The sequence below is a fragment of the Klebsiella sp. JB_Kp004 genome (genome assembly GCF_040065795.1).
Classification (GTDB): domain Bacteria; phylum Pseudomonadota; class Gammaproteobacteria; order Enterobacterales; family Enterobacteriaceae; genus Klebsiella; species Klebsiella quasipneumoniae.
Window position 1 is genome coordinate 22,194 of sequence record NZ_JBEAKW010000052.1, and the last position, 14,248, is coordinate 36,441.

A 14,248-nucleotide genomic window follows, 5' to 3' on the forward strand; every position below is an offset into this window, starting at 1 on the left:
ATAAATTCGAAAGATAAAGGATTTAGCCGTCCAGATGTTTACACATCCATAATTGGCGGTTACTGTATATTCCTCAAGCGCAAAATGCTCATGGCGAAGTGAAGGACTTTCATGATCGAAATTAAACATCTGAAAACGCTGCAAGCGTTGCGGAACAGCGGTTCACTGGCGGGCGCAGCGGCTGCCCTGCATCAGACCCAGTCCGCCTTGTCTCACCAGTTCAGCGATCTGGAACAGCGCCTCGGCTTTCGTCTCTTTGTGCGTAAGAGCCAGCCGCTGCGTTTTACTCCTCAAGGGGAGATCCTCTTACAGCTGGCCAACCAGGTGCTGCCGCAGATCGCTCGCGCCCTGCAGGACTGTAACGAACCACAACAGACCCGGCTGCGGCTGGCTATCGAATGCCACAGCTGTATTCAGTGGCTCACGCCGGCGCTGGAGAATTTCCGCGCCCGCTGGCCGCACGTGGAAGTCGACTTCCATTCCGGCGTCACCTTCGACCCGCAGCCTGCGCTGCAGCAGGGCGAACTGGATCTGGTCATGACCTCAGATATCCTGCCGCGCAGCGGTCTGCACTACTCGCCAATGTTTGATTATGAGGTGCGCCTGGTGCTGGCGCCTGAGCACCCGTTAGCCATGAAGACGCTGATTACGCCGGAGGATCTGGCCACGGAAACGCTGCTGATTTATCCCGTGCAGCGCGGACGCCTCGACATCTGGCGTCATTTCCTGCAGCCGGCCGGCATCAGTCCCCAGCTGAAAAGCGTCGATAACACGCTGTTGCTGATCCAGATGGTGGCAGCCCGGATGGGTATCGCCGCGCTGCCGCACTGGGTGGTGGAAAGTTTTGAACGCCAGGGTCTGGTGGTGACCAAAACCCTGGGCGAGGGATTATGGAGCCGGCTGTACGCGGCCGTTCGCGATGGCGAACAGCGTCAACCGGTCACCGAAGCGTTTATTCGCTCCGCGCGGAACCACGCGTGCGATCATCTGCCGTTTGTCCGGAGTGCGGAGCGACCCAGCGTCGATGGACCCACAGCGAGGCCAGGATCACCAACGCTCCGCTAATAAAGCTCGGCCAGTGCGGCTGCTCCTGCCAGATGGCAAGGTTAACCAACAGCCCGGCGGGGACATGGACGTTATTCATGATCCCCAGCGTGCCGGCATCCACCTGAGTGGCGCCATAGTTCCACATAAAGTAGCCCAGCCCGGAAGCCACGACGCCAAGCCACACCAGCACGCTCCACTGCAGACTGGTGGTCGGCAGCTTCTGTGGGTTGCCCAGCATAAACCATGCCGCCACCGCCACGATAAAGGCCCCGACATAGAACCAGGCAAAGGCATTGTGCTGCGGCATCGGTCGCACCTCCATCAGGCGCTTGTAACCCACCATCCCGATGGCGAAGCAGAGGTTTGACAACTGCACCAGTAACAGCCCGGTCCAGAAATGATCGCTGACTTTGTCGTAACGGATAATCGCCGCCCCCAGCACCGCCAGCGCGGCGCTCAGCAGATAGCCCCAGCGTAGTTTACGTCCGCTGAGCAAATCGTAGATCAGCGTGATATACAACGGGGTAAACACGGTAAACAGCAGGAATTCCGAGACCGTCAGATAGAGATAGGCGCGAAAGGCCAGCAGGTACATGATGCCAAGCTGCATCGCGCCCACCAGCATATAGAGTACGATCGTGCGCGGAGACTGGCCGCGCGTCCGCAGGAAAGGCAGGAACACCAGCGCCGCCAGGCCCACGCGCATCAGCACCGAAAAATAGCTGTCGACGCTACCGGCCAGGTACTCGCCAATCAGGCTGAAAGAAAAGGCCCACAGGATAGTGGTGATAATTAACAGCGCCACAATGGTCGTCTCGTTGGATAAAGAACAGGCATTGTAGCGAAGAGCCAGGTTGACGACTGGACAGTTATTCGCCAGTCGTCAGTCTTTTTCAGTCGAGGTACAGCTTACGCAGATAGTGCGGGACCGCATCGTCGGCGTTGCTGCCGATCACTTCCAGCTCCGGATGCAGATCCTTCAGCCGCTGGTGGGCGTTGGCCATAATGCAGCCTTTACCGGCCATCGACAGCATCTCGGCGTCGTTCATGCCGTCGCCGAAAGCGATGCAATCGGACAGACTGTAGCCGAGCATTTTCGCCACCGCCTCCAGCGCATGCCCCTTCGATACCCCGCCCGCCATCACCTCCAGGCAGGTTAAGGTGGAGAAGCTGACGTTCACGCGATCGCCCCAGCGGGCGTTCATCGCCTGCTCAAGCGGCAGTAGATGTTCGTGATCCTCACAGGTAAAGAACACCTTGCTGATCCCCTGCGGATCCAGTTCGCCCGGCTCATACAGCTTGTAGTTAAACACCGCCTCTTTGAAAAAGCGCATCTCTTCCGGGCGATGGCGGTTCATATACCACTCATCTTCCCGATAGACGTTAGTGACGATTTTCGGGTCGTTGCGCACGATTTCAAACAGGTCGGCGGCAATATCGCGGTCGAGGTTATGGGCGAAAATTTGCTGGCCATCGCTATCGTGAACGCGGGCGCCGTTAGAGGTGATCATGTACGACCGGATGCCGAGATTATCGCGGATCTGCCCGACGTCGATGTAGTGTCGGCCGGTGGCGAAGACGAAATTGATCCCACGGGCGGTAAGCAGCTTCAGCGTCTCTTTGGCATACGGGGTCAGGAAATGATCGGGGGAAAGCAGCGTGCCGTCTAAATCAGACGCAACAACCTGGTACATAAAAAAGTTAACCTCTAAGCAGGGCGACGAGCGTTATCGTCGGATTAAGTATGTCGATTGAAAAACTCGACGATGGCATTGAGCGCGACTGAGCGCATAGCGTCCTTTTCAAAAAGGATCTCATGGTATGCCCCTTCAATGACGAGCGGCTTTCCGCCCTCACAGGGATGGCCGGCGGCGGCCCGTAATTCACAATAGCGGTCGTGCATCAGATTATCGACCACCCGCTCCTCTTCCGCCTGCAGCAGCAGCGTCGGGGCCGTATCTTTCTCCACATTCGCCAGCACTTCATCACCGGCCAGCATGCCTTCGCGCACCCAGTGCCAGGTCGGGCCGCCGACCTGCAGTCGCGGCTCGTCGGCATAGAAGCGCAGGTTACGACGATAGCGTTGTCGACTGTGCGTCAGCACGTTAACGGCAAAAGGCAGCGCCCGCCAGCGTCCGGTGCCGATGGCATACTCTTCGCGAATGCGCTGATGGCCCTCAGCCCAGTCGAGAATATGCCGCACCATCCAGTCCGGCAGCCGAATGATAATCCCGAACATCGGCGCGCAGAGCGCAATGGCATCGCAATGCGCCTGGTAGCGTTGCAGAAAAAGCGTGGCAATCGCCCCGCCCATAGAGTGAGCGAGGATAAACCGTTTTCGCCAGTGGCCCGGGACCACCTGCTGCTGCCAGAGCGCAGCCAGGTCATCAACATAATCGCTGAAGTTAACCACGTGCCCGCGGTGGGTATCAGAGAGCAGACGACCCGAGCGTCCCTGGCCGCGATGATCAATGATCATTACGTCAAAGCCGCTGTGAAAGAGATCGTAGGCCACTTCAGCATACTTCACGTAGCTTTCAATGCGCCCGGGGCAAATCAGCACCAGCCGATCGTTATTTTGCGCGCAAAAGCGAACAAAGCGTACCGGTACATCATCGACGCCTTTAAATTCAGCCTCTTCGCGCTGTCGCCAGAAATCCGTCAGCGGCCCCATGCTAAAGGCCGCAAACGCGTTTTCTCGTGTTTCCCAGTCCTTTTTCTGCCCAAACATCGGGTTTACACCCCTGTTAACCGCTGAAAATCGTTTTTTTGCCGTGTATCACACAATGCTGACACAATAGCGTATTGTGGCATAAAAACAGACAATCAGGGAGTTTCTCATGACCATTGAGTGGTGGTTCGCCTACCTGCTGACATCAATCATTCTCAGCCTGTCCCCGGGTTCCGGAGCGATTAATACCATGACTACCTCCATTAACCACGGTTACCGCGGCGCGGCGGCGTCGATTGCCGGTTTGCAGACCGGGCTGGCCATTCATATCGTGCTGGTCGGCGTCGGCCTCGGCACTCTCTTCTCTCGCTCGGTGCTGGCCTTTGAGGTGCTGAAATGGGCCGGCGCAGCCTACCTGATCTGGCTTGGTATCCAGCAATGGCGCGCGGCAGGGGCCATCGACCTGAATACGCTGGCGAAGGCGCAGACCCGCGGCAAACTGTTCCAGCGGGCGGTGTTCGTGAATCTCACCAATCCTAAAAGCATCGTTTTTCTGGCCGCCCTGTTTCCACAGTTTATCCTGCCCCACCAGCCCCAGGTGATGCAGTATCTCGTTCTGGGCGTCACCACCATCGTCGTCGATATCATTGTGATGATTGGCTATGCAACCCTCGCACAGCGCATTTCAGCATGGATTAAGGGGCCAAAGCAGATGAAGGCGCTGAACAAAGTCTTTGGTTCACTGTTTATGCTGGTTGGGGCGCTGCTTGCCTCCGCCCGTCACGCCTGAATGATGGAATCTCGCTCGCAAAGAGAGGTTCGCCTGGCTGGCGAAGCCATCTCTCTGCGCGAGCCGGCGCGCAAAGCGGGAAATTAATCTTTTTGCCCGCTGTCGACGCTGAGCCCGCCGTGCCAGGATGCCGTCAGAGACGTGATTCACGGATGAACGGCGATGGCAGAAACGGCGACCCCACATGATGCGGTATTTAAAACTTTTCTGTCGCGGGCAGAGACAGCGCGCGATTTTATCGAGATCCACCTGCCACCGTCGTTAACAGCGATCTGCAAACTGGATACCCTGCGTCTGGAATCCGGCAGCTTTCTTGAAGACGATCTCAGGCCCTACTACAGCGATATTCTCTATTCGCTGGAAACCACCCGCGGTAAAGGGTATGTCCATGTTCTGATCGAGCACCAGAGCGCCCCCGATAAACTGATGGCCTTTCGCTTAATGCGCTATGCCGTCGCCGCCATGCAGCGCCATCTGGAGAGCGGCCATAAAACGCTGCCTCTGGTTATTCCGGTCCTCTTCTATCAGGGACGACGCAGCCCCTATCCCTGGTCTATGAGCTGGCTGGATAATTTCGCCGATCCCGAGACCGCCCGCCAGCTCTATAGCGGGGCGTTTCCGCTGGTCGATATCACGGTGATCCCCGACGACGACATTATGCAGCACCGCAGCATGGCGGCCCTGACGCTGGTGCAAAAACACATCCGCCAGCGCGATATGGCGCAATTGCTGGATAAGTTGACCCAACTCTTAATGCTGGAGCAGATGAGCGGACAACAAATCACCGTATTGGTAAACTATATGGCTCAGGCAGGGGATGCCGAGGATACTCGGGCACTCTTATACGGGCTGGCACAGCGCGTGCCGCAGCATGGAGGATTACTGATGACGCTGGCGGAAACATGGCTCGCAGAAGGTATGGAAAAAGGCATCAGGAAAGGCGTACAGCAAGGCATAAAGGAAGGTATAAAGGAAGGCAAACATCAGGCCTTGCTGCAGGTTGCCGAAGCGATGCGCAAACGCGGGATTGATGACGAAGCGATTATGGAAATGACCGGTCTGTCTGAAGACGAGCTGCAGCGGCTTCGCTATTGACACTTTCTCCACCCGGATATAGCCGGGTGGAGCATCGCGCCAGGTTAACGCGAGATAATCAGGTGGATGCCGAAGCCCGCAAACAGCGTGCCGGCGATACCGTCGATCCACTTCGCCATCCGCTGATAGCCGCGGCGCATCCCCGGCAGGGCGAACAGGCTGGCAACCACCAAAAACCAGGCCAGCGTCTCCATGATAATCAGCAGAAAAATGCCCCAGCGCGCGCCGGCGCCAACGCTGTCACCGACGAACAGCGAAAACACCGAGCCGAAGTAGATAATCGCTTTCGGGTTCGCCAGATTGGTCAGCAATCCCTTCAGGAAGCTGCGTCCGCTGCGGGCCAGTTCAACCTGCGGTTCTGCCGGGGACACCGCCTCTTTTTTCAACGCGCCGCGCAACATCTGATAGCCCATCCAGCACAGGTACAAGCCACCGCCGATCATAATGATGTTGTGCAGCCATGCCATTCTGGCGAGGATCAGGTTCAGGCCGAGCAGCGCAACCCCCGCCCAGATCATCACGCCGCAGGTGATCCCCAGTACGCCCATCATCGCCTCTCTGCGCGAGCGGCTGATGGCCGTTTGTGAGACAAAGAAAAAATCCGGCCCCGGGCTCATTAGCGCAATGATATGCACCAGCGCCACGGTGAGGAAAAGCATCAGCATAGTTAACTCGCAGGAAAATAATGAAGAGGATAACTATTCTGGCACTTTTATAGCCAGCTGACTACTCATCGTCGCCATCGACATGCGACCGGATCAGCGCCATAAACGGCTTGCCGAAACGCTCGAGTTTACGTGTCCCTACGCCGTTGACGCTGAGCATTTCGCCAGCGGTTAGCGGCGACTGCTCCGCCATCTCAATCAGCGTCGCGTCGTTGAAGACCACGTACGGGGGAATGTTTTCTTCATCGGCAATCGCTTTACGTAACTTGCGCAGCTTGGCAAACAGCTTACGATCGTAATTACCGCCGAAGGATTTCTGCATCGCCTTCGGCTTCAGCGCCACGATACGCGGTACGGCAAGCTGCAGCGGAACGTCGCCGCGCAGCACCGGGCGTGCGGCTTCGGTCAGCTGCAGCGCGGAGTGCTGGGCGATATTCTGCGTCACCAGCCCAAGGTGAATCAGTTGGCGGATCACGCTCACCCAGTGCTCGTGACTCTGTTCCCGGCCGATGCCGTATACCGGGAGCTTATCGTGGCCCATCTCGCGGATGCGCTGATTGTTGGCGCCACGCAGGACTTCCACCACGTAACCCATCCCGAAGCGCTGGTTAACCCGATAAATAGTGGAGAGCGCCTTGCGGGCGTCCATTAAGCCATCATACTGCTTCGGCGGATCAAGACAGATATCGCAGTTACCGCACGGCTCCTGGCGTCCTTCGCCAAAGTAGTTCAGCAGCACCAGACGACGACAGGTCTGGGCTTCAGCAAACGCCCCCATCGCGTTCAGCTTATGCCGTTCGATATCCTGCAGCGGTCCGGCGGGCTTCTCTTCCAGACAGCGGCGCAGCCACGCCATGTCCGCCGGATCGTAAAACAGCATCGCTTCCGCCGGCAGGCCGTCACGCCCGGCGCGGCCGGTCTCCTGATAGTAGGATTCAATATTGCGCGGGATATCAAAATGCACCACAAAGCGGACGTTCGGCTTGTTGATGCCCATCCCAAAGGCCACTGTCGCCACCACAATCTGCAGATCGTCGCGCTGGAATTTCTCCTGCACGTCGGCGCGCACGTCGTTTTCCAGGCCGGCATGGTAAGCCGCCGCGCTGATGCCGCGGCTCTGCAGACGCGCGGCGGTATCTTCCACTTTCGAACGGCTGTTGCAGTAGATAATGCCCGATTTGCCTCGCTGATCCTGGACGTAGCGCATCAGCTGGTCGAGCGGCTTGAATTTCTCCATCAGCATATAGCGGATGTTCGGCCGGTCGAAGCTGCTGACCTGAATCAGCGGATCGTTAAGTCCCAGCAGACGGACGATATCGCGGCGGGTGGTGTCATCGGCGGTGGCGGTCAACGCCATAAACGGGATCTGCGGCATCCGCTGACGCAGCTGGCCCAGCGCGGCATATTCCGGGCGGAAGTCATGGCCCCACTGAGAGATGCAGTGCGCTTCGTCCACCGCCAGCATCGCCAGATTCCAGTTCGCCAGATGCTCAAGGAAGTTGTCGAGCATCAACCGTTCCGGGGCGATATACAGCAGACGAACCTGCCCGCTGCGGCAGCCGGCCATCACGTCCTGCTGCTGTTCGCGGCTCTGCGTCGAGTTCAGACAGGCCGCCGCCACGCCGTTGGCCAGCAGCTGATCGACCTGATCTTTCATCAGCGAGATCAGCGGCGAGACCACGACCGTCAGGCCGCCCATGACCAGCGCCGGTACCTGATAACACAGCGACTTGCCGCCACCGGTCGGCATAACCACCAGGCAGTCACGGCCCTCGAGCGCCGTCTCGATAATCGTCTCCTGGCCAGGACGGAACTGCTGGTAGCCGAAGGTCTCTTGTAAAACCTGCCTAGCCAGCGATTCCTGATTTAATACTTCCGCCTGTGCCACGTTGACCCCATTTGCCTGAAAAGAAAACAGGCGCTATTTTCAGCGCCTGCGAGCCAGAGTGCAACGATTAAAACAGATCGTTAAGCATTAGCCCGACGCCGACGCGCGTTTGATTAAAGTTGTAGTCGATAAGCGATTCGCCGTAGCCGCTGTAGATCTGGGTGTAAGCGCGAACATGTTTGGTGATGGGATAGCTCACCCCAAGTTCCGCCCCGCCGTAGCCAGTATTCCAGTTGTATTGCCCCTGCGCGCTAAGGATCGCCTCGCCCAGCTGGTAGCCCACCTTCAGGCGGTAATAACCCATATATTTGGTGATGTCCGGGTTATCATCGGTGCTGCCCACCACATACCAGGGTTTCACTTCCACCAGCCAGTTGCCATTTTGCGCCATCAGGCGGGCATAAAGCCGGTTCCAGCTGCGCGAGGTGGGATCGGAACGGCCATTCGAGTCGTGGTTATATCCCATTTCGATATCGCGCAACGTCCAGCCGGCAAACTGATAGTCGGTCGCAAAACCAAGAAACAGCTGGGGTTCGTAGTTGGTTTCGCGAAACGGCGCCGACTCTTTGCTGTTGGAGAGCTGCCACCAGGATTTCTGGGTATAGGACGCGCCGAGCAGCGAATTATCCCCCAGGATGCCGCGCCACAGCGGGAAGGCGAGGCTCAGCTGAAACTTCACTTCATCTTTACGGGCATTTTCGGCCCAGTCATAGCTGCGAATCGCCTCTTTATTGAGATCGCTGGTCCACGTGTAGAGCAGATAGTTGCTTTCATAAGGGTAGAGCAGAAAAGGATTATCATGATCCTGTAGCAGGTTGGCGATAATACTGCCGCGCACTGCTGGTTTGTCGTGTACCGACGCATCCTGCGCCATAACACCAGCCGGTAGCGCGCACAGCGCCGCCAGGCAGGCCAAAGAGATACGCATGCTGGTCTCCTGATAAATAGTTTTTATTTTTGTTTAACCTGAAGACATTCTACCTGTTTATTAATCCCCTGCCCCCTAATCCACTCCGAAAGTGGAAATCAATATTTTAGAAGCATAAAATCAACATTTTATTAACGAATGGAACCGGTGTTATGTCCGAACTTACTGCCGAAGCAGCTCTGAAACTGGTGGGGGAGATTTTCGTCTATCACATGCCGTTTAACCGCGCCCTCGGCCTCGAACTGGAGCGCTATGAAAAAGCGTTTGCCCAGCTCAGCTTTAATAATCAGCCGATGATGGTCGGCAACTGGGCGCAAAGCATTCTGCATGGCGGAGTGATCGCCTCCGCGCTGGACGTCGCCGCAGGGCTGGTCTGCGTTGGCAGCACCCTTACCCGCCATGACACTATCAACGAAGAAGAGCTGCGCCAGCGGCTTTCCCGCATGGGAACCATCGACCTGCGCGTGGACTACCTGCGTCCGGGCCGCGGCGAACGTTTTACCGCGACCAGCACCCTGCTGCGCGCCGGCAATAAAGTGGCGGTAGCCCGTGTGGAACTGCATAACGAAGCGCAGGTATATATTGCCAGCGCAACAGCGACCTATATGGTGGGTTGATTGGCCAAAATCGAGTAACATCACTCTCTTTGGCAATGGATTTTACCGATGGATGCGAAACAGACGCGGTTGGGGATTATTCTGGCCCTCGCCGCCTACTTTATCTGGGGTATCGCGCCGGCGTACTTCAAACTTATCTACTATGTTCCCGCCGATGAAATTCTGACCCATCGCGTGATCTGGTCTTTCTTCTTCATGGTGGCGCTCATCAGCGTCAGCCGCCAGTGGCCGCAGGTGAAAAAGCTGCTGAAGACGCCGCGCAAGATCTTCCTGCTGGCGCTCTCTGCGGTGCTGGTCGGCGGCAACTGGCTGCTGTTCATCTGGGCGGTGAATAACCACCATATGCTGGAAGCCAGTCTCGGCTACTTTATCAACCCGCTGGTGAACATTCTGTTAGGGATGATTTTCCTTGGCGAACGTTTCCGTCGCCTGCAGTGGCTGGCGATGATCCTCGCCTTTTGCGGCGTACTGGTGCAGCTCTGGACCTTTGGTTCGCTGCCGATTATCGGCCTTGGGCTGGCCTTCAGCTTTGCCTTTTATGGTCTGGTGCGCAAGAAAATCGCTGTCGATGCGCAGACCGGCATGCTGGTGGAAACGCTGTGGCTGTTGCCGGTGGCGGCGATTTGGCTGTTCGGCATCACCGACAGCCCCACCAGCCATATGGGGCAGAACCCCTGGTCGCTCAATCTGCTGCTGATGGCGGCGGGCGTGGTGACCACCATCCCTCTGCTGTGCTTCACCGGGGCGGCAACGCGTCTGCGGCTATCCACGCTGGGCTTTTTCCAGTACATCGGCCCAACGCTGATGTTCCTGCTGGCGGTGACGTTCTACGGCGAAGTGCCGGGCAAGGATAAAATGGTCACCTTTGGCTTTATCTGGGTGGCGCTGGCGATATTCGTGATGGATGCGGTGTATACGCAAAGACGGGGGCGTCGGAGCCAGTAGATTGCCGGATAGCGTCTGTGCCCTATCCGGCTTACAAAAGTCCAGCACCCAGGCCGGATAAGCGAAGCGCATCCGGCACAACAACTACAGCCAGTTTTTACGCTTGAAGTAGAGATACGGCGCCAGGCCGGCCAGCATCATAAAGACGATCGCCCCCGGGTAGCCGAAGCTCCAGTGCAGCTCCGGCATAAATTCAAAGTTCATTCCGTAGCTGGAGGCCACCAGAGTTGGCGGCAGGAACACCACCGACACCACCGAGAAGATCTTAATGATGCGGTTCTGTTCGATATTGATAAAGCCCATCGCCGCCTGCATCAGGAAGTTCACCTTCTGGAACAGCGATTCGTTGTGCGGCAGCAGGGATTCGATATCGCGCAGGATCTCCCGCGCCTGCTCCAGCTGGCCCGCCGGCAGGCGCGCCTTACGTACGAGGAAGTTCAGCGCGCGCTGGGTATCCATCAAACAGAGGCGGACCTTCCAGCCGATATCTTCCAGTTCCGCCAGCGTCGACAGCGCTTCGTCGTACTCATCGCCCTGGTGGCCTTCCATAATCACGCGGCTCAGCTTTTCCAGGTCGCTGTAGATGTTTTCTATCTCATCCGCCAGCTGTTCGATTTTGGTCTCGAACAGATCTAACAACAGCTCGTAAGCGTTGCCGTCCACCAGCGTCTGGTTACGCACGCGCATGCGGTAGAGGCGAAAAGCCGGCAGTTCACGCTCGCGCAGCGTAAACAGGCGCCCTTCGCGGATAGTAAACGCCACGGTAGAGTTACCCGCGTGATCGTCGGCATCTTCGAAAAAGAAGAAGGAGTGGATATGTAACCCGTCTTCATCTTCAAAGAAACGTGCGGAGGCTTCGATATCTTCCAGTTCCGGGCGCGTCGCCAGGTTCTGACCCAGTTCCGTCTGCACGCGGCTTCGCTCGTCATCGTCAGGCTCGACCAGATCGACCCACACCGAGCTGGCGAGGTGCTTGATCTCATCGGCTTCCAGGCGCGTTAAACGATTGTTTTCCAGTTGAAATGCGCTCAGCATGACCGGGACTCCCAATGCAAAAAAATTATCGGACAGTTCGGTGGGCACACAGAAACAAATTGGGTTTCAGACCATTAAGCCTGACTCAGCGCGACGGGAATGGGGCAGGTCGCTGACAACCGCTAAGGCTATCAGCATAAGAGGATAGCCTTAGGAGTTGTTCCTGAATGACAGGAAGTTGAGCCAGCATCTACTGGGTGTGTCCAAGGCGAATGTCCTCTTAGCGTAATCGTGCGCGCATGTTACGCCAGCGCAAAATCGGCGTCAACACGCAACGGAACGCGTAAGCGCAAATCAGGCGCCTTAACGTATAAAGGTAGCAGAATATTACAAAATAATGATATTTTTCTTAAAGTTACACTTCCTCGAGCCGGGCGTAAGCCGCTACCAGCCATTTGATCCCCTGACCCTGAAAAGCCACCTGCAGCCGGCTGTGCTCGCCGCTGCCTTCGAGGTTGACGATGGTGCCTTCGCCGAACTTCGGATGTCGTACGCGCTGGCCTAATTTGTAGCCGGTATCGCTCTCGGCAATCGGCGCGCCCAGTCGCTGATGGTTTACCGGGCGGCTTACCGTGGCCCGCAGACGCACCTCTTCTACGCACTCCTGCGGCAGTTCTCCAATAAAGCGCGACGGGCGATGGTAAACCTCTTTGCCGTACAGACGGCGGGTTTCCGCGTAGGTCAGCGTCAGCTTCTGCATGGCGCGCGTCACGCCAACGTAGGCCAGACGACGCTCTTCTTCCAGGCGGCCGCCTTCATCAAGGGCCATCTGGCTCGGGAACATCCCCTCTTCGACGCCGACGATGAACACCTGCGGGAACTCCAGCCCTTTCGCCGAGTGCAGGGTCATCAGTTGAACCGCATCCTGCCAGGTGTCCGCCTGCCCTTCGCCCGCTTCCAGCGCGGCGTGGGAGAGGAACGCCTGCAGCGGCATCAGATCTTCATCTTCTTCGTTGTAGCTGAACTGGCGCGTCGCCGTCACCAGCTCCTCTAAGTTTTCAATACGGGTCTGGCCCTTCTCGCCTTTCTCCTGCTCGTACATCGCGCGCAGCCCGGAGTCTTTAATCACCCGATCGGTCTGGACGTGCAGCGGCATATCGGTGGTCTCCTGCGCCAGCGCGTCAATCAGCTCCATAAAGCGCTGCAAGGCGCTGGCGGCGCGACCGGCCAGCGCTTTATCTTTCAGTAGCTCGCGGCTGGCCTGCCACAGCGTCAGCTGACGATCGCGCGACGTCTGGCGCACCACGTCCAGCGTGCGGTCGCCGATGCCGCGGGTCGGCGTATTGACTACGCGCTCAAACGCCGCATCGTCATTACGGTTGGCGATCAGACGCAGGTACGAGAGCGCATCTTTGATTTCCTGGCGCTCGAAGAAGCGCATGCCGCCATAGATGCGGTACGGCATGCTGGCCTGCAGAAGCGCCTCTTCCAGCACGCGCGACTGGGCGTTGCTGCGATAGAGGATGGCGCACTGCTCCAGCGCCCCGCCGTTCTCCTGCCAGGTTTTTATCCGGTTCACCACGAAGCGTGCTTCGTCGAGATCGTTGAAAGCGCAGTACAGCGAGATCGGCTCGCCGTCGGCGCCGTCGGTCCAAAGCTTCTTGCCCAGGCGACCGTTGTTGTTTTCAATCAGGGCGTTGGCGGCGCTGAGGATGTTGCTGGTCGAGCGATAGTTCTGCTCAAGGCGGATGGTTTCCGCACCGGGAAAATCGTTAAGGAAGCGCTGAATGTTCTCGACCTGCGCGCCGCGCCAGCCGTAAATCGACTGATCGTCATCGCCGACGATCATCACCTTGCCGGTATCGCCCGCCAGCAGGCGGATCCAGGCGTATTGAATGTTGTTGGTATCCTGGAATTCGTCGACGAGGATATTGGTGAAACGCTCGCGGTAGTGCTGGAGGATATGCGGCTTATTCAGCCACAGCTCGTGGGCGCGCAGCAGCAGTTCGGCGAAGTCCACCAGCCCGGCGCGATCGCAGGCTTCCTGATAGGCCTGATAGACCTTCTGCCAGGTCTGCTCGACCGGGTTGCCGTAGCTCTGAATATGATGCGGACGCAGCCCTTCATCTTTCTGGCTGTTGATGTACCACATCGCCTGACGCGGCGGCCACTGCTTCTCATCGAGGTTCATCGCCTTAATCAGACGCTTCAGCAGGCGCAACTGGTCTTCGCTATCAAGGATTTGGAAATCCTGCGGCAGGTTGGCGTCCAGATGGTGCGCGCGCAGCAGGCGGTGGGCCAGGCCGTGGAAGGTGCCCACCCACATGCCGCCCTGGGTGGTGCCCATCAGTTGGCCGATACGATGGCGCATCTCTGCCGCCGCTTTGTTGGTAAAGGTCACCGCCATAATAGAATACGGCGAGCAGTTCTCCACGCTCAGCAGCCAGGCGATACGGTGCACCAGAACGCGCGTCTTACCACTGCCCGCCCCTGCCAGCACCAGCATGTTGGTGCGCGAGGCCGCTACGGCTTCACGCTGTTTGTCATTGAGGCTGTCGAGCAGGTAAGAAACGTCCATTGGCACCGCCGGAAGAAAAGGGGTTCCACGAACCCCTGTTAATATATAC

13 protein-coding genes are annotated in these 14,248 nt (G+C 57.7%); 5 read left to right on the forward strand and 8 right to left on the reverse strand.

Annotated features, from left to right (window positions below; all coding sequences use genetic code 11):
• Window positions 1-111 precede the first annotated feature (111 nt).
• A complete protein-coding gene (metR, locus tag ABLX76_RS24380) occupies window positions 112-1,065 on the forward strand; it encodes an HTH-type transcriptional regulator MetR (RefSeq protein WP_032454519.1) in 954 nt (317 codons plus the stop codon).
• On the opposite strand, the gene ABLX76_RS24385 is transcribed toward metR, so the two are convergent.
• From ABLX76_RS24385 to pldB, 3 genes are all read right to left on the reverse strand, one after another.
• Complete coding sequence (locus ABLX76_RS24385) at window positions 953-1,852, reverse strand: carboxylate/amino acid/amine transporter (protein WP_101978338.1); 900 nt, start codon at window positions 1,850-1,852, stop codon at window positions 953-955. The genes metR and ABLX76_RS24385 overlap by 113 nt on opposite strands.
• Window positions 1,853-1,940: 88 nt before the next feature.
• Window positions 1,941-2,741, reverse strand: coding sequence for a sugar/pyridoxal phosphate phosphatase YigL (gene yigL, locus ABLX76_RS24390; RefSeq protein ID WP_017899394.1), 801 nt, complete (start codon window positions 2,739-2,741; stop codon window positions 1,941-1,943).
• Between the two features lie 44 nt (window positions 2,742-2,785).
• A complete protein-coding gene (gene pldB / locus ABLX76_RS24395) occupies window positions 2,786-3,778 on the reverse strand; it encodes a lysophospholipase L2 (RefSeq protein ID WP_008807942.1) in 993 nt (330 codons plus the stop codon).
• A gap of 109 nt (window positions 3,779-3,887) precedes the next feature.
• On the opposite strand from pldB, the gene rhtB reads away from it, so the two are divergent.
• A complete protein-coding gene (rhtB, locus tag ABLX76_RS24400; protein WP_002883411.1) occupies window positions 3,888-4,508 on the forward strand; it encodes a homoserine/homoserine lactone efflux protein in 621 nt (206 codons plus the stop codon).
• 162 nt (window positions 4,509-4,670) lie between these two features.
• Window positions 4,671-5,603: an Rpn family recombination-promoting nuclease/putative transposase gene (locus tag ABLX76_RS24405; RefSeq protein WP_023291573.1), complete on the forward strand. Its 933-nt coding sequence runs from the start codon at window positions 4,671-4,673 to the stop codon at window positions 5,601-5,603.
• 44 nt (window positions 5,604-5,647) lie between these two features.
• Here ABLX76_RS24405 and rhtC read toward each other — a convergent pair whose 3' ends face one another.
• From rhtC to pldA, 3 genes are all read right to left on the reverse strand, one after another.
• Entirely contained in the window at window positions 5,648-6,268 is a 621-nt protein-coding gene (rhtC, locus tag ABLX76_RS24410; protein WP_048336567.1) for a threonine export protein RhtC, read from the reverse strand.
• Window positions 6,269-6,329: 61 nt separating this feature from the next.
• Window positions 6,330-8,156, reverse strand: coding sequence for an ATP-dependent DNA helicase RecQ (gene recQ / locus ABLX76_RS24415; protein WP_060591384.1), 1,827 nt, complete (start codon window positions 8,154-8,156; stop codon window positions 6,330-6,332).
• A 67-nt stretch (window positions 8,157-8,223) separates the two neighbouring features.
• The gene (gene pldA, locus ABLX76_RS24420) at window positions 8,224-9,084 is read right to left on the reverse strand and encodes a phospholipase A (RefSeq protein ID WP_004886777.1); all 861 of its coding nucleotides are present in this window, start codon (window positions 9,082-9,084) and stop codon (window positions 8,224-8,226) included.
• A gap of 152 nt (window positions 9,085-9,236) precedes the next feature.
• Between pldA and yigI the strand changes: the two genes are divergently transcribed.
• Together yigI and rarD are read left to right on the forward strand one after the other, a co-directional pair.
• Complete coding sequence (gene yigI / locus ABLX76_RS24425) at window positions 9,237-9,701, forward strand: acyl-CoA thioesterase YigI (RefSeq protein ID WP_002883404.1); 465 nt, start codon at window positions 9,237-9,239, stop codon at window positions 9,699-9,701.
• Window positions 9,702-9,749: 48 nt separating this feature from the next.
• Window positions 9,750-10,646, forward strand: coding sequence for an EamA family transporter RarD (gene rarD, locus ABLX76_RS24430; protein ID WP_023291570.1), 897 nt, complete (start codon window positions 9,750-9,752; stop codon window positions 10,644-10,646).
• Window positions 10,647-10,730: 84 nt separating this feature from the next.
• On the opposite strand, the gene corA is transcribed toward rarD, so the two are convergent.
• The gene (gene corA / locus ABLX76_RS24435) at window positions 10,731-11,681 is read right to left on the reverse strand and encodes a magnesium/cobalt transporter CorA (protein WP_002883400.1); all 951 of its coding nucleotides are present in this window, start codon (window positions 11,679-11,681) and stop codon (window positions 10,731-10,733) included.
• 355 nt (window positions 11,682-12,036) lie between these two features.
• On the reverse strand, window positions 12,037-14,199 hold the full coding sequence (uvrD, locus tag ABLX76_RS24440; RefSeq protein ID WP_004886784.1) for a DNA helicase II: 2,163 nt from the start codon (window positions 14,197-14,199) through the stop codon (window positions 12,037-12,039).
• Window positions 14,200-14,248: the final 49 nt, after the last annotated feature.